Raw genomic sequence first — 20,356 nt, 5'->3', positions numbered from 1 at the left:
GTGTTGCTGATGTCAGCAGTCTTACTGCGCGTGGCTGACGGTCCCGACCTTAGCCATGACAAAACCAATGAACTGCTCGACGGTCATCTTCTGGCCGTTGAAGGTCACTTCATTGTTGGCGTAATGCAGCTTGGAGACTACATCGGTACCGACCAGGGTCGCCAACTGAGTGCCAACGCCCATGCCGCTGACCATTTCGGCCTCCATCTGAGATTGCTGCTCGATGGCTTTCGGATCAGTGACCCCGCTCACCTGGGCCTGCAACGCCGCGACATCGCTGATCATCGGCTTGGACAGGGTCAGATTGGCATCCAGCAAGGCAACCATTTGCTTGCCCAGCTCAACCGGCGGCAACTCCATGGAGGTCGGTTTGGTCAGGTCCAGGACCAGATTGAATTTGCTTTCGCCGTGGGTGGTTTTCAGCGACAGGTTTTCCACCGCCAACTGTGGCTTGGCAGCCAATACCTGGTTGACGTTGGTTTCAGCCAAGGTCTGCTCGGCTTCGGTCAACTGCAGCTCAGGCACTGGCTGGCCGGTGGCGGCTGCGGCTTGTACCGGTTGCATCTTGTCCTGGTAAAGCTTGGTCAGTACCAGCATCGCCGGGATATCGACGTTCTTCATACTCAGCGCCATGGCCGCCGAACCCACCGGTTTACCCTGGTAACCGATCTCGTCGATCTTGTAGTCGACACGGCCTGCCAGGTTGTTGTCCTTGGCCTCGCTGGTGTCTTTCTGCTCGAAACCCTTGAGGGTCAGCACGGCTTTCTGCGGGCCGAAGGTGACTTTGGCATCGGTCAGCTCAACGGTGTTTTGCCCGGTGTAGAAACCGAAGGTGGACTTTGCCAGGTTACTGGCCACAGTCAGGCCAGCCAGCTCGGCTTCGAACGCCTCGCCATTACCATCGATGGCGCTGACCTTGAGGCTGTTCATGTAGCCGTTGGCCTTGACCTTCTGCCCTTCGGCAGTGCTGTCGAAGTCCAGGTTGGCGCCGGAGAAGCTCACCGAGGATTTGTCGTCCTTGAGCTCCAGCGGCAGCAACTCAACGTTGCCGTTGACCGAGCGGCTGTAGCCGATATTGGCCACACCTTTGAGCGGCGACACGTCTTTGCTGGCAGCGAACCATTTTTCAGTGGTGGCGTTCTTTTCCAGCATGTAGTGACTGGTCGCCATGACCGGCAGCCACTTCAGCGTGACCAGCCGCGAGAACGGCAACGGGCCGTGTTCGATATGGTCGACGAACAGCAGCTCGGGGTTCGGGTTGTCCTGGCCGAATACCGTGCCCTGCCCCTTGAGGCGGTAATGCGCGGTGCTGCTGAACACGCCGCGCTCCAGGGACACCAGCTCCAGGCTCACGCTACCGTCGACGCCGGCCATGGAGGTCTGCAGTTCCTTGTTGGCGTTCTGGATTGCGGTTTGCAGCACCGGTTCCAATTGCTTACCGGTGTACCAGGCACCGCCTGCACTGACAGCACCAATAGCGACAACAAATCCCAAGAAAACAACAGCTGGCTTATTCATGAAGTGACCTGATCAAATCCTGTGAGAAGTGGGCTGTCTTCCTTGAACCCCGCAGGGTTGGCTCAAGCCCGCCGAAAACGGGGGAAGATTAGCACTGGCGGCCGCGTACGGCCCAGTTTTCTCAGAACGATCAAGTCAGCACTTGGTTCAGGAATACTCCGTGTCGATCTCGTCGAGCTGGTGGTCGAAACTCTTCAGGCGCGCCGTCCAGGTGTATACCAACACCTCGAATTCTCGGTGGATCACGGCATTGCCCGGGGTGTCGGCCTTGGGATCACAGAAGTCCAACTGGTAGCGTTCGCGGGCCATCTGGTTGGCCACATCCGACAACTCACGCGCGTTATTCAGCCAGTGCCTGCCGTCGGCGACCTGCCGGTCAAGTACCACGCATTGTTTTTTCAGGGCTTCGAGGCTTTTTTCCAGGGGCGTGCCGGTGAGTTCGCCCATGACTTCCTGGAAGGTGCGTCCAGGTTGCCAGTAGCTGCCCCAGAAATAGCGGTCGAACACGGTTTCGACGCGACGCAGGGCCACTTTGGTGTCCCAGATCGCCACGCGGGTCTTGCCTTGTTCGAGAAGTTTTCGCTTCACCCGTTGGTTCTGGTAAGACGCCCAGGCCACCACGCCGATGGACAAGGTGCCGATCACCAGGCAGGCGCTGTCGAGGAACACCATCGCCTTGTCGAGTTGATGAGCGAGCATGACACCGTAGAAATAGGCAGCCGATAACAGCACCAGCGCGAAGACCACGCACCAGAAAGCGGGAGCATAAGGGTTTTTCATTATTGGAATCCCCATGAGCAAACGCGAGCAGTGACTCGCGGGCACCTGTGGCTGGAAAACCACCGGAGCCCGCCTGTCAAAGCATAGCTATTTGCTCAGGGTTTGCTGGCTGGCGCCGCTTGCGTTCGTCCGCTTTCCCAACCCCCGCCCAAGGCCAGGAACAGGTCGATCTGGCTCATGGCAACCTGAGTGTTCGCCGCCGCCAGTTGCGCACGCACATCGGTGTAGGTACGGGTGGCTTGCAGATCGGCCAGGAACGACGCGCGGCCGGCCTGGAAGAAACGGTGTGTCTGCTCCGAAGCCTGCTTGGCCGACGCGCCGGCATCGGCCAACGCATCGCGGCGTTGCAACTGTGCGGTGTATTGCGCGAGGCCCGTCTGGGTTTCGCGAATCGCGTTAAGCACCACACCGTCGAAGTGCGCCAGGGCGCCCTGGGTCGCGGCTTCAGCTTCGTGGATACGCGCACGCGCACCGTTGGTCGGCACCGTCCAACTGATCAGCGGGCCAAACCCCCAGCGGTTGGTGGGCGCCGTACCCAGGTCGTCCAGAATACCCACGGTACCTACGGTGGCACCGATGCTGATGTCCGGGTACAGCGCGCCGGTAGCCACGCCGATCCGGGCGGTGGCGGCGGCCAACTGGCGTTCGGCCTGGCGCACGTCGGGGCGACGCTTGAGCAGCGCGGCGCCGTCGCCTACCGGCAGTAACTGGGCGATATGCGGCAGCTCGGCGCACGTGGCGGTGCCGGCCGGGAGTTGGTCCACCGGCTTGGCCAGCAACATCGACAAACGGAACAAGCCCGCCTGGCGTGCGGCGGTGTAGCGTGGCATGTCAGCGCGCAACGATTTGTATTGGGTTTGCGAACGGGTCACCTGGGTTTCATCGCCACGCCCGGCATCGCGCAGGCGCTGGGTCAGCCGGGTGCTCTGGCCTTGCAGGTCGAGAGACTCGTTGGCAATCGCCAGCTCTTCGTTGGCGGCGCACACCTGGGTGTAGGAGCGCACCACATCGGCCACCAGGGTGATGCGTGCGATATCGGCGGCAGCTTGCGCGGCGTCGGCGCTGGCTTGGGCGCTTTCTATGCCGCGCTGCAAGGTGCCGAACAGATCGAACTGATACGAGGTGGTGATACCGACGCTGCCGATGTTCGCCACCGGGACTTTTTCCGTGAGCAGAAATGCCTCGCCGGACTCCTGCAAGCGCTGCGCTTCGGCCTTGACCCCGGCGTTCCAGCCACCGGCGGACTCAGCCTCCTGGGTCTGGTAGCGCGCCCGTTGCAGGTTGGCGGCGGCCACCCGCAGGTCGGTGTTGGAGGCCATGGCCTGGCGCACCAGCTCATCCAGACGCGGGTCTTTGTAGAGCTTCCACCAGTCGGCCGGCACCGGCGCCGACACCACGTTGCTCCCCTCTCCTGCGAGGGTCCCTTGCAGGTCGCTACGGTTGATCGCCGATTGTTCCGGCAGCTTGTAATCCGGGCCTACCGCTTGGCAGGCCGACAACAGCACCCCCAGCGCAGCGGTTGCCAGAAGCTGCTTCATGGCTTGGCTCCATCTTGATCTTGAGGCTTGTCACCGATGATCGACACCGTCGCCGTGCGCCCGGCGATCATACGAAAGTCCGCCGGCACGTCATCAAAGGCGATCCGCACCGGAATCCGCTGCGCCAGGCGCACCCAGCTGAACGCCGGGTTGACGTTGGGCAGCAGGTTGGAGCCGCTGCTACGGTCACGGTCCTCGATGCCGGCGACAATGCTCTGAACATGCCCGTGCAGGCGGGCATTGTCGCCGATCACGCGGATATCCACGCCCATGCCGACGTGAATGCCATCGAGCTTGGTCTCTTCGAAATAGCCATCGATATGGAAGGAATTGCTGTCCACCACCGACAGCACCGGGCGCCCGGCGGTCACGAACTCTTGGGTGCGTGGCGCACGGTCGTTGACATAGCCGTCCACCGGGCTGCGGATCACCGAGCGGTCAAGGTTGAGCTGGGCAGCGTCCACAGTCACCTGTGCTTCGGCCAAGGCCGATTGGGCACGGGCGACGCGGGACTGGCTTTCTTCCAACTGCTCGCTCGGCACCAGGTTACCCAGGCCCCGGTTACGCTTGTACTCACGCTGGGCCTGGGCCAGGGTCTCCTGGCGATCAGCCACGGCTGCCTGGGCCTGGCGCAGAGCCAGCTTGAAGCGGTCCTGGTCGACAGCGAACAGCACCTGGCCCTTGGTCACCAATTGGTTGTCGCGCACGTCGACTTGCTGGATCAGCCCGGACACGTCCGGCGCGATCTGCACGATGTCGGCACGGATATGCCCGTCACGGGTCCAGGGCGCAAACATGTAGTACATGACCATACGCCACACAACGACGACCGCGAACGATACGATCAACAACGTCAGGACTACACGGCCGATGGTCAAAAAAGGTTTTTTCATGTCATCAGGTATCGACTGAGTGAGTCCACCGCGCCCAGCAACAGCGCGTAGAGCCCCACATTGAACAATGCCCGGTGCCAGACCAGGCGATAGAAGTGGATGCGGGTCAACAGCCCGTGCACCACCAGGAACAACACATACGTAATGCCCATCAGCACCAGCAGCGTGGGCAGGAACACCCCGCTGATATCCAGATCACCGATCATAAAGGCGCTCCATCAGGCAGCGGCGCTTCCATTTCGGTGCCGCCAATAAATTCCACGCCGGGCAGCAACGACAGGCGCAAGCCGGCCAGTGCGTGCAGCAGATGCAGGCGAGTGTCGTCTTCGTCTTGCAGGCCCTGGCCGTTGAGGGCGCGGCGCGTGCGGTCCAGGGTCATCAGCAGACCGCTGGGCGCGGGCAAGCGTTCACCGGCCTTGAGGCACGCCTTGAAGTAACCACCCACGCCTTCCACCACCTGGTTGAGCAACACCCGGGGCACACCATAGATGCGCGGCGCGTAGGCCAGCAGGTCGAGCAGGTTGAGGGCCACGCGCAAATCGCGCAGGGCGGTGCCGGTGTCCTGGTTGATCAGGGCCAGGCGTGGCAGGTGCTGCATCAGGCGATCAAGCATTTGCACGGCCATGTGGCGGTGTTCGGCCAGGGTCGCAGGCTCGGTCAGGCTGACAATATCGCGCCAGCTGAAACGGGTCAGGCGTTTGGCCGCCAGTTCGGCGCCGAAAGGCCGTGCGATCAGCGTCCACACAAAGGCGAACAGCAGGCCCACAGGCCCGGCCAGGTTGACGTTGGCGAAGTTGAGGAAGTCTGCGTCATAGGCACCCTGGATACTGATGAACGACGAGGTGTTCACCAGCGTCAGCAACATGCCCAAGTAAAAACGCGGCTGCACCGTCAGTGTGCCGATGCAGATGAACGGCACGGCAAACGCCAGCACCAGCATCGGGAAATCGTGCAGGTTGGGCAGTACCAGAAACAGATAGAGGCTGGCGAACAACACCGACATCGCCGTCCAGAAAAAGAACCGGTAGATCTGCGGCGCGGGGTCGTCCATCGAGGCGAAAAAGCTGCACGCCACGGCGGCCAGAATCACCGCGCTGCCGCCGTCGGTCCAACCCAGCAGAATCCACAGCACCGAAGCGACGATGATCGCGGTGACGGTGGAGAATGCCGAGTAGAACATCAGGCCACGGTCGAGAAACGGCGTAAGTCGGCCCAGGCGCCAATGGCGGTACACGGCACGCCAGGCGTCCTGGCTTTCGCACTGGATGGCGGCTTGCAGGCTGCGGCAGTCCTGCCACAGGTCGATCCACTCGGCCAGGCGATACAGGGCGTTGGAGAACAACAACGTGTGACGGTCGTCCAGGGCTTCGCCTTGAGGTTGCTGGGCGTCGACCTGATCACGCAGGGCACGCCAGCTTTCCATGGGCGCGCTTTCCTGGGTGTTTTCCAGCCATTGGCGGGCAGCCTCAAGCACGGGCGTGATGCGGTCGAGAAACTCCGGTGCGCGATGTTCGATGGCATACAGCGCGTCGTCCAGGGCATCCACCACCGGCAACAGGTGAATCATGCGCCCGCGCAGCTCCTTGGTGTTGCGCACCGTCTGCGGCCGCGCGCCTTCGTGGGGCAACTGGCCGATCATCAACTCAAGGGTGTTGAAGGTAGCGACCATACCGCTGCGCAATGTGCTGATCTGCTCAGGGTCGACGTTGCGCGCAAGAAAGCGCTGGCTGTAGACCTGGGCGTCGGCAAACCACTTGGCCACCGAGCCGTCGAACACCGGCATCAGGCGGCGCGGCCAGAACATCGCGCCCACCACCGCCGCCACGGCGATACCGAGGAAGATTTCTTCGGTACGCGCCTCGGCCACGTCCCACACCGCCAGCGGGTTATCCACCACCGGCAAGGCGATCAGCGGCAAGGTGTAGCCGGCGAGCATCAACGCGTAGTTATTCGCGGTACGCAGGTGCATGGACAGGAACAGCAAAATGCCCGTCCACAACGCAATCACCACTACCAGCACATAGGGCGACTGCACGAACATCGGCACAAAAAACACGGCCGCCGCCGCCCCCATAAAGGTGCCGATGGCGCGGTACAACGCTTTGGAGCTGGTAGGGCCGACAAACGGGCTGGAGACGATATACACGGTAGCCATCGCCCAATACGGACGCGGCATTTGCATGAGCATGGCGATATACAGCGCGATCATCGATGCCGCGAACGTACGGACCCCATAGAACCAATCGCGGGCCGGCGGCATGCCGGAAAAAAATCCGTTCAAAGCGACGCCGCCTCGAAGGCGCGCAGCACACGCAGCGCGGCTTCCAAGTCACTGTGGGGAATGTCTGCCAGCACTTCCCGGCGCAGGCGCACCAGTTGCACTTCCACCGCTTCTACCAGCTCACGGCCACGCTCGGTGAGGCTCAACGCCTTGGCGCGGCGGTCGTGGATGTCTTCGGTGCGGCACACATAGCCGCCGCTGCACAACTGGTCGAGCAGACGCACCAGCGACGGGCTTTCCATCCCGGAAGCCTGGGCCACTTTGACCTGATGCACACCGTCACCCAGGCGGCCGATCATCAACAGTGGCACGGCGCAGGCTTCGGAGATGCCATAGCTCACCAGCGTGGTCTGGCAGATTTTGCGCCAATTACGGGCGCCCACCACCATGCTGCTGCTGAGGTTCATCTGGAGTTGTTCGAGGGCTTGGGACACGGGATAGTTCGCATACTGTTAGTTTGCTAACTATCAATATGGTGGATCATTCGAATGCCGTCAAGTTTTGATACAAATTTGCGGATGGGTGGCGGGCTCGATCATCGCGGCAAGCCGTGCAGCAGCAGATTGAGCTCATCCACCACCTCGGCCCAATCCGCATCTTCGAGGATTTCACTGCGCAAGAATTTCTTCTGGCTGTCTGTCCAGAAAAACGCCTCTTCCAGCTTCTGGTCGCGCTTGAGCGGCGAATGCACCGCTACGAACTTCTCGATACTCACCGGGTCATCCGGCAGCCCAAGCTGTTTGAACAACGAAGGCAAACTATGCACAGGCGGTTCCATGGGCGACTCCTGAAAAGATCACTCCCCAGAGTCTAGTTCAGGCGAAAGCCATACCAATAACCGCTCGACGCACTGATGCGCCGACAGGACGCCGGTATCCAGCACCAAGGATGCGTGCAGCGGTTGTTCGTACGGTGAGCCAACCCCGGTAAACCCCGGCAACTCCCCACGTCGTGCACGGGCGTAATGCCCCTTGGGGTCGCGCCCTTCGCACACCGCCAGCGAGGCGCTGCACCAGACTTCCCGATAGTCGGCAGCCAGGCGTTCGGCAAACACCGCGCGCAGTTCGACCAGCGGCGCGATCATCGCGAGGATCACGATTTGCCCGTTTTCCACCAGCAATGCCGCGAGTTCGCTGGCCCGGCGGATGTTTTCCAGCCGGTCGCTGTCAGCAAAGCCCAGGTCTTTGTTGAGGCCACCACGCAAGGCATCGCCGTCGAGCACCAGGCTTTGCTTGCCTTGTTCGAACAGCGCCGCTTGCAGGCCCTGGGCCAGGGTGGATTTACCCGATGCAGGCAAGCCAGTGAGCAGGATCGCTACGCCTCGGTGCCCATTACGCGCCTCGCGCTGACGACGAGTGATGCTCGCCGTCGGCGCCACCAGGTTATTGAGCGACGGCACGCGGCACCGGCGCCGTGATATTGCCCGCAGCCCACGCCGATTCACGACTGGCCAGCGCCGTAGCGATGGCTTGCACGCGGTCGGAATCCAGTTGTTCAGGCAACGGGTCAAGCCCGGCGCTGGCGAAGATCTGGCCGTAGGCGTTGCGCAGGTCAGCGTAGGCCAGGTCGCGGCGCAGGTCCGCTTGCAAGGTGTTGAGTTCACCCTGGATCAGGTCCAGTTCACCCAACCCTGCGGCCTGGTGCCGATTACGCAGTTGGGTGAGGATTTGCCCGTCGATATTGGCCAGCTGTTCGTTGGTCTTGAACTGGCGTACCGCGTCCTGATAGTTGGCATTGGCCACGTAGATCTGCGCCAGCACCGCGATGGACATCGCCTGGCGCCGTGCAGTGGCGACTTCTTCACCGGCCTTGGCCACATCGATGGCGGCGGGTGCGGAGATCACATTGAACAGGTTCCAGGTGACCTTGGCGCCGTAGTCAGCCCAGCGGTTGTCGGTCAGGAACGAGTTGCTGTCGTAATGCCCACCGGCCGAAAACTCCAGGCCGGGCAGCAAGCGCAGCATGGCTTTGCGGGTTTCGGCGGCGCTGATGCGGGTCTGATAGTCCTGCTCGCGCAGTTCCGGACGGTTCGCCAGGGCTTCCTGTTCCAGACTGGCCAGGTTGACCTTCAACTGCGGCACACTGTAGTCATCCGGCGTGGCCAGCTTGAGTTCGCTGCCCATGGGCAGGTTGATCAGCGTGGCCAGTTCGGTCTTGGCCAGGGACAACGCGCGGCGCTGCTCTTGCAACTGGCGCGTGGCTTCGATCAGCGAGCGTTGGTAACCCAGCGCCTGCACCGGGTCGCCGATGCGTTGTTCGCTCATGCTCTGGCTATTCGTCTGGGCCTGGTCGACCCGGGCCATCAGGCTATCGATCTGGGTCAGCAAGCGTTCGGCCGCCACCGCGCGCCAATAGGCCGAGCGTACGTCCTGCACGATGGTGTTGATTACCTTGCGCCGACGCTCCTGGATGATCAGGCGCTGGTCGCCTTGCTGCTTGGCGCTGATGTAGCTGACGCCAAAGTCGAGCACGTTCCACACCATGGTCAGGTCGGCTACGCGGCGGTCGCGGTCCTGGGAGGTCGACGGCTCCAGGGACTGGGTGCCGGTGCGCACACTCTGGCTGCTGGAAGCGTTGGTGTTATTGCGCCCGGCATAGCCTGCGGACAAGGCCATGCGCGGCAGCATGTCGAAGCTGGAGAGGTCCGATTGGCGTTTGGCCAGCGCCTCTTCCATCACCTTCAAGCGGCCTTCGAGGTTGTATTTGACAGCGCGGGCCATGGCCTGGTGCAGTGTCAACGGGCCGTTCAACGGCTCCTGATCCTTGTACATCCCTTGCAGATCGCTACGGGCTCGCTGCTCACTGACGCTGCGCTCAATCGGCTCACTGGTGACCGCACAACCGCTGATCGCCAGCGCCAGCAAGCTGGCGCCGAACAACTTATGACCTGTTTTCATCCTTGGACTGCCCCTGTTACTGCGCCTGGAGTTAAGTGTATTCAAGCCTGCATTTCGCTGATGCCGACTTGTTGCAGTGCGTGCGCCAGGTCCATCACCTGGCGCTGTTCTGTGTCTTTGAGTTGCTGCAGTTGCTGCCCGAGGCTCGGCGCGCCAAACACGCCGCGCAGCCCCTGGGCCGGGTCGCCCTGGCCGTTGATCGGCTTGCCGTCGAACGCTTTGAGGGCACTGTCATCGCCGTGGGTTTCACGGTTGAACAGGCTCGACAGGGTGCTTGAGCCGAAGATCCCGCCATCGCCGCCGCCGAAACCGAGGAAGCCTTCGCCGGAGCCGTCCCCGACGTTATCGCTGCTGGTAAACACCTGAGCGATAAAACTTGGGCTGGTAGCACCGTTGTTAATGAAAATGTCCCCCAGCGGGCGGATACCGTCGCCGAGGACACGTTGTTCAAACAGCGGCGCGAACGTCAGTGGTGAACCGAGGTTGCCGGTTGGCGGGGCAAAGACACCCGGTTGCAATGGCAGGTGCGGCGGGTCGATCACTGGCCTTGCAATACCGCCGGTAAGGGTCAATGGATCGGCCGTGACACTGATGCTGTTGATGGCGTAGCTGTTGGACTCGCTGACGCCTGCGCCGGCGTTGCCGGCCAGGTCGCGAATCGTGCTGTTATCGACGGAGATGACGTTGCTGCCGGCATTCACGTTGTTGTTCGGCGTCAAGGTCGCGGTCCAGTAATAGCCGCCCTCGCCACTTTGCAGGTTGGACAAGGTGCCGTTCTGTACTCTCAGGCTGGACAGGTCGAAGCCGCGCACGGGCTCACTGAACCAGATAAACACCTCGGTACCCTGCCCGGCCTTGAGCTGGGTATCCGACACCTCGATGTAGACCTGTGGGCCTTGGGTATCGACATGAAAATAATTGGAGTACGTATACGACTGGCCTGTATTGCCGGCAGCATCCTTCACCCCTTGACCATCCAACACCACCAGGTCCATCCAACTCTGCAGATGAGCCTCTGGAGTCAAGGTGGCTGTCCAGGTCACACCACCATCGACGCTTTTCAAGTTGCTCAGAACACCGCTGGAGACCCGCAGGTTATCCAGCTTCAGGCCGGAAACCGCCTCACTGAAGGTGATGGTGACGTTGGCCGTGTCGCCGCCGGCGAGCGTGTCTTTATCGACCACAATCGTCGCGGTGGGTGGTCGGGTGTCGATGGTGTAGTTGTTTGACGTGCTGGTACCCAGCCCCGCGTTGCCGTTGAGATCATGAACGCGGGTATTGTCCAGGGTCACGATATTGCTGGTGTCTTCGATGTAGCCCTGAGGCGTGAGGGTCGCGGTCCAGGTGATGCCGCCGTCAACGGTTTTCAGGCCACTCAGCCAAGCGTTCTGGGCTTGCGGGTTGTTATAGAACTCAACCGCCTCACTGAAGGTGATGGTCACCGTCGCCTGGTCTCCAAGGGCCAGGCTTGTTTTGTCGATGACAATGGTTGAGGTAGGGCGCTGGGTGTCGACCGTGTAGTTGCCCGAAGTGGTAATGCCCAAGCCGATGCTGCCGCCGTTATAGGTCACGCCCACGTTGTTGAGCCGAACTACGTTCTGATCACTGGTGATGTTCGCGAACGGGGTCAACGTTGCCTGCCAACTGACACCACCATCGCTGCTGCGAAGGTTGGAGAGCACACCGTTATCCGCGCTGAGATCGCTCAGGTCAAAGTTAGTCACGGGCTTGTTGAAGTAGATGTGAACAGTGGTCGGTCCGTTGCTCGTCAAACGTTGGGAGTCCACGTAGACGCTGGACGTCAGCGGCGCATGGTCGACCTGGTAGGAGACCATCGGCATAGGGAGGCCGTAGTTGGAGTTGCCGGCCAAGTCCTGGACATATGCCATAGACAAGCCGATCAGGTAGCTTCCCGAAGAACCAGCCCCCGGAGTAGGTGTAAGCGTTGCTCGCCACGTCATGCCGCCATCCGGGCTATAAAACGTACTCAGCGTGGCTGACCGCAAATTGATGATCGCATTGTTGTCGAACCCGGTGACCTGCTCCGAGAACGTCACGGTCACAATGGCGGTTTCACCAGGTTCCAGCAAGGTATCGGAAAGCGTCAGGGTGGCGGTGGGCAGTACTGTGTCCACTGCGAAAGCTGGCGACACCGCTGTGCCGACGCCTGCATTACCGTGGGCATCACGAACAGTGCTGGTGTCCAGGGTGATTACATTGTTAGCGACGGTTGTATCAGCGTTGGGCGTGAACAACACCGAATACAGCGTGGAGCCATATTGGGTCAGTTCGCTGAACGTGCCATTGGCGGCTTGCAAGCTGGCGAGGTTGAACCCGAACACCGGCGTAGAGAACCTAATCGTGACAAACTGCCGCTCGAATTTGCCCAGCACCGGGTCACTGATCTCGATCGTTGCAATGGGCCTTGAGGTGTGGACGTCGTACGTATTTGAAAGGGTCGAACCAACCCCTGTATTCCCCGCAAGGTCTTGAATACCTCCGTTATTGAGAGAAATGACATTGTCGGTTGTATCGAAGCCAGCATAGGGCGTAAGCACACCGGTCCAGGTGCGTCCACCATCGGCGGAGGCCAAGGCAGTGAGCGTCCCATTGCTGATTAGCAAGTCGCGATTGTCGAACCCCGTCACCGGCTCCGAAAAAGTAACCGTCACCAGGCTGGTTCTACCAACGTTCAAATCAGGGTTGGCAATCACAATGGTCGCCGTCGGGCGTTGCGTGTCGATGGCGTAGCTGTTGGAATCAGTCGTACCTATACCGCTGTTGCCGGCGGCATCCTGAACACCGCTATTGTTCAGACGCACGGTATTGCTGGTATCAGTGATACCGGCCTCCGGTGTAAACGTCGCTGTCCAGGTAATGCCACCATCACTGCTGCCCAGCCCGCTCAAGGTGCCGTTGGCGACAATCAGGTCGGCGTTGCTGAAGCCGCTCACCGCTTCGGAAAACGTCACCGTCACCAGCGAGGTCTGGCCGATACCCAGGGCGGTATCCGCCACAACAATGGTCGCTGTAGGCCGCTGGGTGTCGATGGCGTAATTGTTGGACGTGGTGGTACCACTGCCGGTGTTGCCCGAGGCATTCTGTACGCCGCCGTTATCCAGCGTGATCAGGTTGCTGGAGTCGGTGATGTTGTTGGTCGGCGTGAAAGTCGCCGTCCAGGTGACGCCACCATCGCTGCTGCTCACCGCGCTCAATGTGCCGTTGGCAATCGTCAAGTCGGCATTGGTAAAACCTGTCACCGCTTCGCTGAACGTTATGGTCACCAACGAAGTTTCGCCAGCTTTCAATGCGTTGTCGCCGACCACAATGGTCGCCGTCGGTTGCACGGTATCTATCGTGTAATTGGCTGAATTGGTGGTGCCCGAACCTGCATTGCCGGCCAGGTCGGCGACGCCAGTGTTCGCCAGGGTAATGACGTTGGTGGCATCGTTGATGCCGGCTGTCGGGGTGAAGGTAGCGGTCCAGGTGATGCCGCCATCGCTGCTGCTCACCGCTGTCAAAGTGCCGTTGGCGACAGTCAGGTCGGCGTTAGTGAAGCCGGTCACGGCTTCACTGAAGGTAATAGTCACCAGTGACGTTTCACCGGCTGTCAGCGCCGAATCAGCCACCACGATGGTCGCGGTCGGGCGTTGGCTGTCGACGGCGTAGTTATTGGAGTCGGTGGTGCCGCTGCCGGCGTTACCAGCCAAATCGGTGGTGCCGGTGTTATCCAGGGTGATGACATTGCTGGTATCGGTGATACCGGCCGCTGGTGTAAACGTCGCTGTCCAGGTAATGCCACCATCGCTGCTGCTCACCGCGCTCAATGTGCCGTTGGCAATCGTCAGGTCGGCATTGGTAAAACCGGTGACCGCCTCGGAGAAGGTAATGGTGACCAGTGAAGTCTGCCCGATGCCCAGCGCGGTATCCGCCACCACAATGTTCGCTGTTGGCCGCTGGGTGTCGATGGCGTAGTTGTTGGACGTGGTGGTGCCACTGCCGGTGTTGCCCGAGGCATTCTGTACGCCGCCGTTATCCAGCGTGATCAGGTTGCTGGCGTCGGTGATGTTGTTGGTCGGCGTGAAAGTCGCCGTCCAAGTGACGCCACCATCGCTGCTGCTCACCGCGCTCAATGTGCCGTTGGCAATCGTCAGGTCGGCATTGGTAAAACCTGACACCGCTTCGCTGAACGTTATGGTCACCAACGAAGTTTCGCCAACTTTCAACGCGTTGTCGCCGACCACGATGGTCGCCGTCGGTTGCACGGTATCTATCGTGTAATTGGCTGAACTGGTGGTGCCCGAACCTGCGTTGCCGGCCAGGTCGGCGACGCCAGTGTTGGCCAGGGTAATGACGTTGGTGGCATCGTTGATGCCGGCTGTCGGGGTGAAGGTAGCGGTCCAGGTGACGCCACCATCGCTGCTGCTCACCGTGCTCAGGATGCCATTGGGCACACTCAGGTCGCTGTTGGTGAAACCGGTGACCGCCTCACTGAAGGTGATAGTCACCAGGGTGGTTTCACCGGCAGACAGCACGGGGTCGGCGACTACGATGGTCGCGGTGGGCCGTTGGGTGTCGATCGCATAGGTATTGGACGTGGTCGTGCCGGTACCCGTGTTGGTCGCGGTATCGGTATAGAGGGTGTTATCCAGGGTGATGACGTTGCCAGTGCTGCTATTAGAGGCCGTCGGCGTCAGGGTCGCGGTCCAGTGGATATTGTCGCTGGTAGCCAGGTTACTGAGCGTGCCATTGGACGCCGTCATGTCGGACAGGGTGAAACCGCTCACCGCTTCGCTGAAAGTGATGTTCACCGTCGAGTTGACCGTGGTGCTCAGCGTAGGCGCGACCACCGAGACGGTGGCGGTGGGGCGCACGGTATCAATGCTGTAGTTATTCGATGCGGTGGTGCCGCTGCCCACCGTGCCTGTCGACACACTGGCCACCCCGGTGTTGTCGAGGACGATATGGTTGGTCGCGCTGGTAGTGCTTGAGCTCGGGGTGAAGGTGGCGGTCCAGGTGGTGCCACCGTCACTGGAACTGACAGCAGACAGGGTACCGTTGGCGACCGTCAGGTCGGCGTTGGTGAAACCCGTCACCGCCTGGTTAAAGGTAATGGTTACCAGCGAGGTGCTGCCGAGGTGCTGTGCAGCGTTGCTCACCACGATGGTCGCGGTCGGCGCAGGCGCGTAGGCGGTGTTCAATGTGCCGCCGTCGTTGAAGATATTGTTCGTGGCCGCCACGGAAGCACCTGTGGCACCTCCGCCCGCCGCCTGGCCGCCGGAGCCGCTGCCGCCAATGTTGCCGCTCATGGCCGCAAAGTTGGCGGCGGTCATCAACAGCGTGCCTTTGTTCCAGATTGCGCCGACGCCTTTGCCGGCCGCACCGCCTGGGTCGGCACTCCCACCACCACTTCCCCCGCCGCCGCCGCCACCACCACCGGCCGCGATGTTATTGGAGATCACCGAGGTGCCGACAACGGTCAGGGTGCCGGTGGTAGCGTTGTAGATCCCGCCGCTGGCGGAGGCACCGGCACGGCCGGGCCTGTCCCATCCGGAACCACCACCTCCGCCACCAATGGCAATAATGCCGTTGTTCGCCGTACCGCCGCTCCCCCCGTTACTGTAACCAGCAACCCCCATACCGCCTGCGCCGCCCACGTTACTGCCACCCTTGCCGCCCATATAACTGGGGTTATAGGAGCCGCCCGTGCCGCCGTGGTTGGAGCTGCCGGCAGTACCGGCATACACCCCTGTGCCCATGCCGGAGCTACCGCCACGACCACCATTTTGTCCGCCGAGAGCGCCACCGCCGCCGCCACCACCGCCGACGGCACCACCGGCGTATGGCGCAGTCACCCCGCCGCCACCACCGCCACCCGAGGCGGCGTTGCTGGTCACCGTGACGTTATTCAAGGTCAGGTTACCGAAGTTGGCGATACCGCCGCCCATCGCCGCGGTGCCGTCGACACCGGCCTGGGCGCCATTACCGGCCACCAGTCCCTGGGTGATGACCAGGCCATCCAGTGTCGCGGTAACCCCGCTGTTCACTCTCAGTACCTGGGTTTTGTACTGCCCGCTGAGGGTCACGTCCGCCGCGCCGTCGCGGTTCAGATCACCTTCGACCGTGACGTTCTTCGTGATGATCAGTTGTGAGTTCAGGTTCACCGTCATGCTTGAGCTGAAAGTGACGGTGTCACCCGCTACCGAATCGCTCAGGGCCTGGCGCAATGAGCCGGCGCCGATGTCGCTGTTATTGGTCACCGTAATCGTGGCCAGCCCGTACTGGTAAGCCGACATGGCCTGGTACGACAACGCGGTATGGCTCTCGATGGAGCCCGTGGCTATTTCCAGCGTCCAGTCGCCGCCCCCGCCGGTGCGGTTGCTCGACGCGGCGATATCACGGCCCGTCAGTTGCGCCAGGGAATCGACAAAGGCCAATCCGCGGGTGCCCTCTGCCGTGTTACAGGCATAGATCAGAATGTCGCCGCCCACATTCATGTCCTGGCCGATCTGCGCCAACACTTCGCTGCGGGCAGAGACGTTGTCCGCCGACAAATAGGTACTGCCCAGCCACAAGTCACCGGTGTTGCCGTGAGCGATGAGCTGCACCGAGCTCACGCCTTGATGGCTGCCCAGGTAATCGGCAATCTGCTGCAGACCGTCCTTGCTGGCATCCAGTTGCACCACCTGCGTGCCGGGAGCTGCACCCTTGAGCAGCTCGGCGGAGTCTTTGACCCGGGCGTCGACGAACACCACGGTCTGCCCCGGTACGGCCACGGGTGCCGATGTCGCCGGCGCGTCGGTTTGCCCATGGGTGTCTTTACTGGCGGAGGGATGTTCGGCCGCGGGCGCCTTGGCTGCCGCATCGGCGGTGGCGTGGCTGTCAACCTGCGCGGCATCAACCACGGTGGCGGCGACCGCGCCGTCAAACAACATGCGTGGTTCCAGGAACATGATCATCGGCGTCGCCAGAGTGTTGGCGCCTGTCGCTGCCTGCCGTGCCTTGCCTTTACTCCACCACATGCTGCTCACCCGCTTGTCGAATGCAAATATCCGCTATGAAAAAACCGCGATCAATTGATCACGGCGTCGGCTTTGGTGCGAATCACGTTGGCGGCGCTCAGGGTTCCATCCCGCCAGAATTCCATCTGTGCAAATTGCTCGAAGAGGTCCGGCGGCAGGATCGTACGCCGAGGTTGCAGCGCGACTTTTGGCTTGACCCGATGCAAACCGCTGACGCCCAGCGCCTCGTCGAAGTCCGGTGCGTCATAGCTGAGGTTGTCGAAGTCATGCTCGAACCACGGTTCGCCGATAAATTCGTAGATCAGCCGCATCACGCGCTCGGGCGCCTGGGACAGCAGGTCATAGTCGACGATCAGCATGGAGCCGGCGTTTTCGCCGTAGTAAGCCTCTTTGAGGGCCGACCAGGCATAACCCACGAGGCGATTGCGCTGCCCGAGGGTTTCGACGCGGCTGTACACGGTGTTGCGCTCGATATCGTCGTTGAACAGCTTGGTGTTCTCAAACGGGTTGGCGCGGTAAAGGCGCTCCAGGCTGTCCATGATCCACGCGACGTTACGCACACAGGCAATGACTTTGGCCTGTGGGAACAGGTCGTGCAGTGCAGGCATGCGCGCGCACCACTGGCGATTGGTGTCGAACACCACAGGGGTGGAGGGCTTGTCGCCGTAGTAAGCATCAAACAGGCCGCGCAAAAGACGGCGGCGGGTGTCCGGATCAATGACCGAGCCAAACTCGCTGCCGGCGCTGCACTGCGCCAGCACGCCATTGAACAACGTCCCTACGGGGCTGCTCATGCCCGCGCGAAAACGTGGGTTCTGCAACAGGATCGCAGAGAGCAAGGTCGAGCCGGAACGCGGCAGACCGGAAATAAAGTGATACCGCAATCCCTTCACCACTTTGCAGGACAAATCCATTTATGCACAAAGCGTAGCTGAGGAATGCAGGAGCGACTAGTGGTTATTTGCCACTATTTCAACGTTTTCTTGATGTCTATTCACACTCAGCGGCAACTCTCAGGCTGCAAAGGCTCTGGCCCGCGACACACTACAAACAGACGCGCTCTTGCCCCGCCGCCATCCTGACGTAAAAGCTCGCGCCAATCGGCAGGTATCGGTGCGAACTCATCCGGCGGTTCAGCGCCACTGATCAACCAGACGCGGCGGGTATCAGCGGGCAATGCCGACAGGCGGTCGAGATAAATGCGCCCACCGTCCTGGTCCACCAAGGTGCCAAAGCCGTAGGCGGTCGGCCGGGTCGGCGTACCGTCGGGTTTGGGTGGTGTGTAGAGCTGTAGCTGGGCGTCGGTCTGGTCGTAATAGACGTAGCTGAGGTACCACAGCATGTCACTGAGGACGATGCGGTCATCTTCCTGATAGTTACGGTTGACGAACTCCACCGGCACGTTGAACTGGTCGTGCTCGTCTACGGTGGCGTTGTTCTTCACGCCCAGCAGTTCCACGCTGATGAACAGCACCAGGAATGCGGTACCCCAACGCGACAAGCGTTTGGGCAGGCGGTCAATGGCCAGGGCCACCAGGATCGGCAGGCCAAGGGCATACACCGTGAGGTAGCGCTCGATGAATACCGGCGAAATAAACGACACCGCATACACCAGCAACAGCGGCAACAGGAAAAACAGCGCCAGCATGCCGGCCGGCCGATGGGCCTCACGGTCATACCAGGCGGTCACACCCACGACGCCAATCAGCAACAGCGGGAACAGCCAGAACAACGGCATCCAGAAGCCGATGCCCTCATCCTGGAGCATGAACTGCCAGACCATCGACGGTACGGAGATCAGCGTGACCGGGTCTTCCCAGCCAATATCGCCGCCCACTTTGAGCTGTTCGACATGTTGGGTCAGGTCCAGCAGGTTCGGCAGCCAGGGCAGGTACAACGCCACGATCAGAGCATTGGCGCACCACCACGAGGGGCGCAGGATCAAACGCCGGCCCGGCGCCTGGGACGTGCACAACAGCCCCAGGTAGGCCCAATGCACCAACACACACAAGGCTGTGAAGTAATGGGTATAGAAACCGGCCGCCATCAACAGCACGTAGGCCGCCAGGTAGCGCATGCGCTCGGGCCGGCGCACCCAGTACACCAGCGCCAGCGTGGCGGCGAGCAGCCATACGGCCAGCAGCGAGTACATGCGCACTTCCTGGCTGTAACGCACGGCAGTGGGGTACAGCGCCAGCAGCACACCCGCCAGCACGGCAGCGCGACGGGTGGACAGTTGCCGCGTCAGCCAGATACCCAGGCCCACCGCGACCACGCCGGGAATCGCACTCATGCCACGAATCGACCAGATGCCGTCGCCGAACAGCCCGATCCAGCCGCGCAACATGAAAAAGTACAGGGGCGGGTGCACATCATGGGCCGCGTGAAACCACAGGTCGTCGATGGCGTATTCACTGAGCAGCAGGCTCGAACCTTCGTCGCCCCAGATCGCCGAGGCTGTGAGGCCATAAAAGCGCACGGCCATGGCCAGCGCCAGAATCGGCACCCACCATAAACGGCTGAGCCAACCGGCACCTTCCCAGGCCGCCGAGAGGCGATTGACTGCGGGAAAAACCCCAACTTTATCGTCTTGCTCTACCACAGACCGTCGCACCTCAATTCCCCTGAAACTGCCGGCTTCCCGGGCAAACCCCGCACCGGCGTCAACATGCGTCACTCTAGGCCAAAAGCCATGGTTTCGCCCGCGGTTTCGCAACTGCCAGACACAGCACAAAAGCAGCGTCTACGCTCTGCGATGACGCCAGATCAATTTGCGTCACACCCCATAGAGCCATCAGCAAGGATGAACGATCCATGGAAGTATTCATCGGCACTATTCAACCGTTCGCGTTTAATTTCGCCCCCAGAGACTGGGCCTTGTGCGCCGGTCAGACCTTGTCCGTCAACCAGTACCAGGCGCTGTTCGCCCTGATTACAACCACGTACGGCGGCGACGGGGTGCAGTCCTTCAAGCTGCCGGATTTGCAGGGACGACTGCCCATCGGTCAAGGCAACGGCGCCAACTTGTCGCAGCGGGTCATCGGCGCGTTCGCCGGCGCCGAGAGCGTCACGCCCACCCTCGCCAACCTGCCTATCCACACCCATGGCACCACAACATTCACCGCCACCACCACGGTGCAACTGGCCAGCGTCATCAGCAATCCAGTCACTGCACCCACCGCCGCCAACTCGTTTATCGGCGCTTCCGGCTCTGGCCCGGGCAGCGCGACAATCTACTCCGACCAACAGGGTACCAACCCGGTGTCGCTCAAGGGTGTGAGTACCACCCTGGCCGGCACCACCGACCCCGCGGGCCAAGGCCAGGCCATGGCCACAATGAACCCGTTCCTGGTGATCAACTTCAGCATAGCGCTGAACGGCATCTTTCCATCTCGCAGCTAAGCCCCTGGCCGAGGCCCACGGGCCT

14 protein-coding genes are annotated in these 20,356 nt (G+C 61.4%); 1 reads left to right on the top strand and 13 read right to left on the bottom strand.

Annotated features, from left to right (window positions below; translation table 11 throughout):
* Positions 1-21: 21 nt before the first annotated feature.
* The 13 genes from EXW71_RS22965 to EXW71_RS22905 all read right to left on the bottom strand — a co-directional run bounded on the left by EXW71_RS22965 (position 22) and on the right by EXW71_RS22905 (position 19,543).
* Positions 22-1,518 carry a YdgA family protein gene (locus tag EXW71_RS22965; protein ID WP_134660297.1) on the bottom strand — a complete coding sequence of 499 codons (1,497 nt, stop codon included), beginning with the start codon at positions 1,516-1,518 and terminating at the stop codon, positions 22-24.
* Between the two features lie 147 nt (positions 1,519-1,665).
* Positions 1,666-2,298, bottom strand: coding sequence for an NADH:ubiquinone oxidoreductase subunit N (locus EXW71_RS22960; RefSeq protein ID WP_134660296.1), 633 nt, complete (start codon positions 2,296-2,298; stop codon positions 1,666-1,668).
* A 95-nt stretch (positions 2,299-2,393) separates the two neighbouring features.
* Positions 2,394-3,836 (bottom strand): efflux transporter outer membrane subunit, encoded by a 1,443-nt coding sequence (locus tag EXW71_RS22955; protein ID WP_123717490.1) that lies wholly within the window; start codon positions 3,834-3,836, stop codon positions 2,394-2,396.
* Complete coding sequence (locus EXW71_RS22950; RefSeq protein WP_123717491.1) at positions 3,833-4,729, bottom strand: efflux RND transporter periplasmic adaptor subunit; 897 nt, start codon at positions 4,727-4,729, stop codon at positions 3,833-3,835. Before EXW71_RS22950 ends, EXW71_RS22955 begins: the two co-directional genes overlap by 4 nt.
* A complete protein-coding gene (locus EXW71_RS22945; protein WP_016969155.1) occupies positions 4,726-4,935 on the bottom strand; it encodes a DUF1656 domain-containing protein in 210 nt (69 codons plus the stop codon). The genes EXW71_RS22950 and EXW71_RS22945 overlap by 4 nt, the downstream gene beginning before the upstream one ends.
* On the bottom strand, positions 4,932-7,010 hold the full coding sequence (locus EXW71_RS22940) for an FUSC family protein (RefSeq protein WP_123717492.1): 2,079 nt from the start codon (positions 7,008-7,010) through the stop codon (positions 4,932-4,934). The genes EXW71_RS22945 and EXW71_RS22940 overlap by 4 nt, the downstream gene beginning before the upstream one ends.
* Positions 7,007-7,417, bottom strand: coding sequence for a MarR family winged helix-turn-helix transcriptional regulator (locus EXW71_RS22935; RefSeq protein ID WP_123717493.1), 411 nt, complete (start codon positions 7,415-7,417; stop codon positions 7,007-7,009). Before EXW71_RS22935 ends, EXW71_RS22940 begins: the two co-directional genes overlap by 4 nt.
* 128 nt (positions 7,418-7,545) lie before the next feature.
* A complete protein-coding gene (locus EXW71_RS22930; RefSeq protein WP_123717494.1) occupies positions 7,546-7,788 on the bottom strand; it encodes a DUF2789 domain-containing protein in 243 nt (80 codons plus the stop codon).
* A gap of 18 nt (positions 7,789-7,806) precedes the next feature.
* Positions 7,807-8,409, bottom strand: a complete 603-nt coding sequence (gene cysC / locus EXW71_RS22925) for an adenylyl-sulfate kinase (protein WP_134660295.1) — start codon at positions 8,407-8,409, stop codon at positions 7,807-7,809.
* Positions 8,393-9,907, bottom strand: a complete 1,515-nt coding sequence (locus EXW71_RS22920; RefSeq protein WP_134660294.1) for a TolC family protein — start codon at positions 9,905-9,907, stop codon at positions 8,393-8,395. Before EXW71_RS22920 ends, cysC begins: the two co-directional genes overlap by 17 nt.
* A 41-nt stretch (positions 9,908-9,948) precedes the next feature.
* Positions 9,949-16,929, bottom strand: coding sequence for an Ig-like domain-containing protein (locus tag EXW71_RS22915; protein WP_134660293.1), 6,981 nt, complete (start codon positions 16,927-16,929; stop codon positions 9,949-9,951).
* A 50-nt stretch (positions 16,930-16,979) separates the two neighbouring features.
* Positions 16,980-17,843: a sulfotransferase gene (locus EXW71_RS22910; protein WP_134660292.1), complete on the bottom strand. Its 864-nt coding sequence runs from the start codon at positions 17,841-17,843 to the stop codon at positions 16,980-16,982.
* Positions 17,844-17,929: 86 nt separating this feature from the next.
* Positions 17,930-19,543 (bottom strand): glycosyltransferase family 39 protein, encoded by a 1,614-nt coding sequence (locus EXW71_RS22905; RefSeq protein ID WP_134660474.1) that lies wholly within the window; start codon positions 19,541-19,543, stop codon positions 17,930-17,932.
* Positions 19,544-19,743: 200 nt separating this feature from the next.
* Here EXW71_RS22905 and EXW71_RS22900 point away from each other — a divergent pair, with 200 nt between their 5' ends.
* Complete coding sequence (locus tag EXW71_RS22900; protein ID WP_134660291.1) at positions 19,744-20,331, top strand: phage tail protein; 588 nt, start codon at positions 19,744-19,746, stop codon at positions 20,329-20,331.
* Positions 20,332-20,356 lie beyond the last annotated feature (25 nt).

The organism is Pseudomonas sp. BCA17 (assembly GCF_004519405.1).
Lineage (GTDB): Bacteria > Pseudomonadota > Gammaproteobacteria > Pseudomonadales > Pseudomonadaceae > Aquipseudomonas.
This window is presented reverse-complemented; position numbering and strand designations above follow the sequence as displayed.

Coding starts and splice junctions, on each gene's coding strand:
- EXW71_RS22955 (WP_123717490.1), bottom strand. CDS start 3,836: ATGAAGCAGCTTCTGGCAACCGCTGCGCTGGGGGTGCTGTTGTCGGCC.
- EXW71_RS22910 (WP_134660292.1), bottom strand. CDS start 17,843: ATGGATTTGTCCTGCAAAGTGGTGAAGGGATTGCGGTATCACTTTATT.
- EXW71_RS22920 (WP_134660294.1), bottom strand. CDS start 9,907: ATGAAAACAGGTCATAAGTTGTTCGGCGCCAGCTTGCTGGCGCTGGCG.
- EXW71_RS22950 (WP_123717491.1), bottom strand. CDS start 4,729: ATGAAAAAACCTTTTTTGACCATCGGCCGTGTAGTCCTGACGTTGTTG.
- EXW71_RS22935 (WP_123717493.1), bottom strand. CDS start 7,417: ATGAACCTCAGCAGCAGCATGGTGGTGGGCGCCCGTAATTGGCGCAAA.
- EXW71_RS22945 (WP_016969155.1), bottom strand. CDS start 4,935: ATGATCGGTGATCTGGATATCAGCGGGGTGTTCCTGCCCACGCTGCTG.
- EXW71_RS22960 (WP_134660296.1), bottom strand. CDS start 2,298: ATGAAAAACCCTTATGCTCCCGCTTTCTGGTGCGTGGTCTTCGCGCTG.
- EXW71_RS22930 (WP_123717494.1), bottom strand. CDS start 7,788: ATGGAACCGCCTGTGCATAGTTTGCCTTCGTTGTTCAAACAGCTTGGG.
- EXW71_RS22915 (WP_134660293.1), bottom strand. CDS start 16,929: ATGTGGTGGAGTAAAGGCAAGGCACGGCAGGCAGCGACAGGCGCCAAC.
- EXW71_RS22965 (WP_134660297.1), bottom strand. CDS start 1,518: ATGAATAAGCCAGCTGTTGTTTTCTTGGGATTTGTTGTCGCTATTGGT.
- EXW71_RS22900 (WP_134660291.1), top strand. CDS start 19,744: ATGGAAGTATTCATCGGCACTATTCAACCGTTCGCGTTTAATTTCGCC.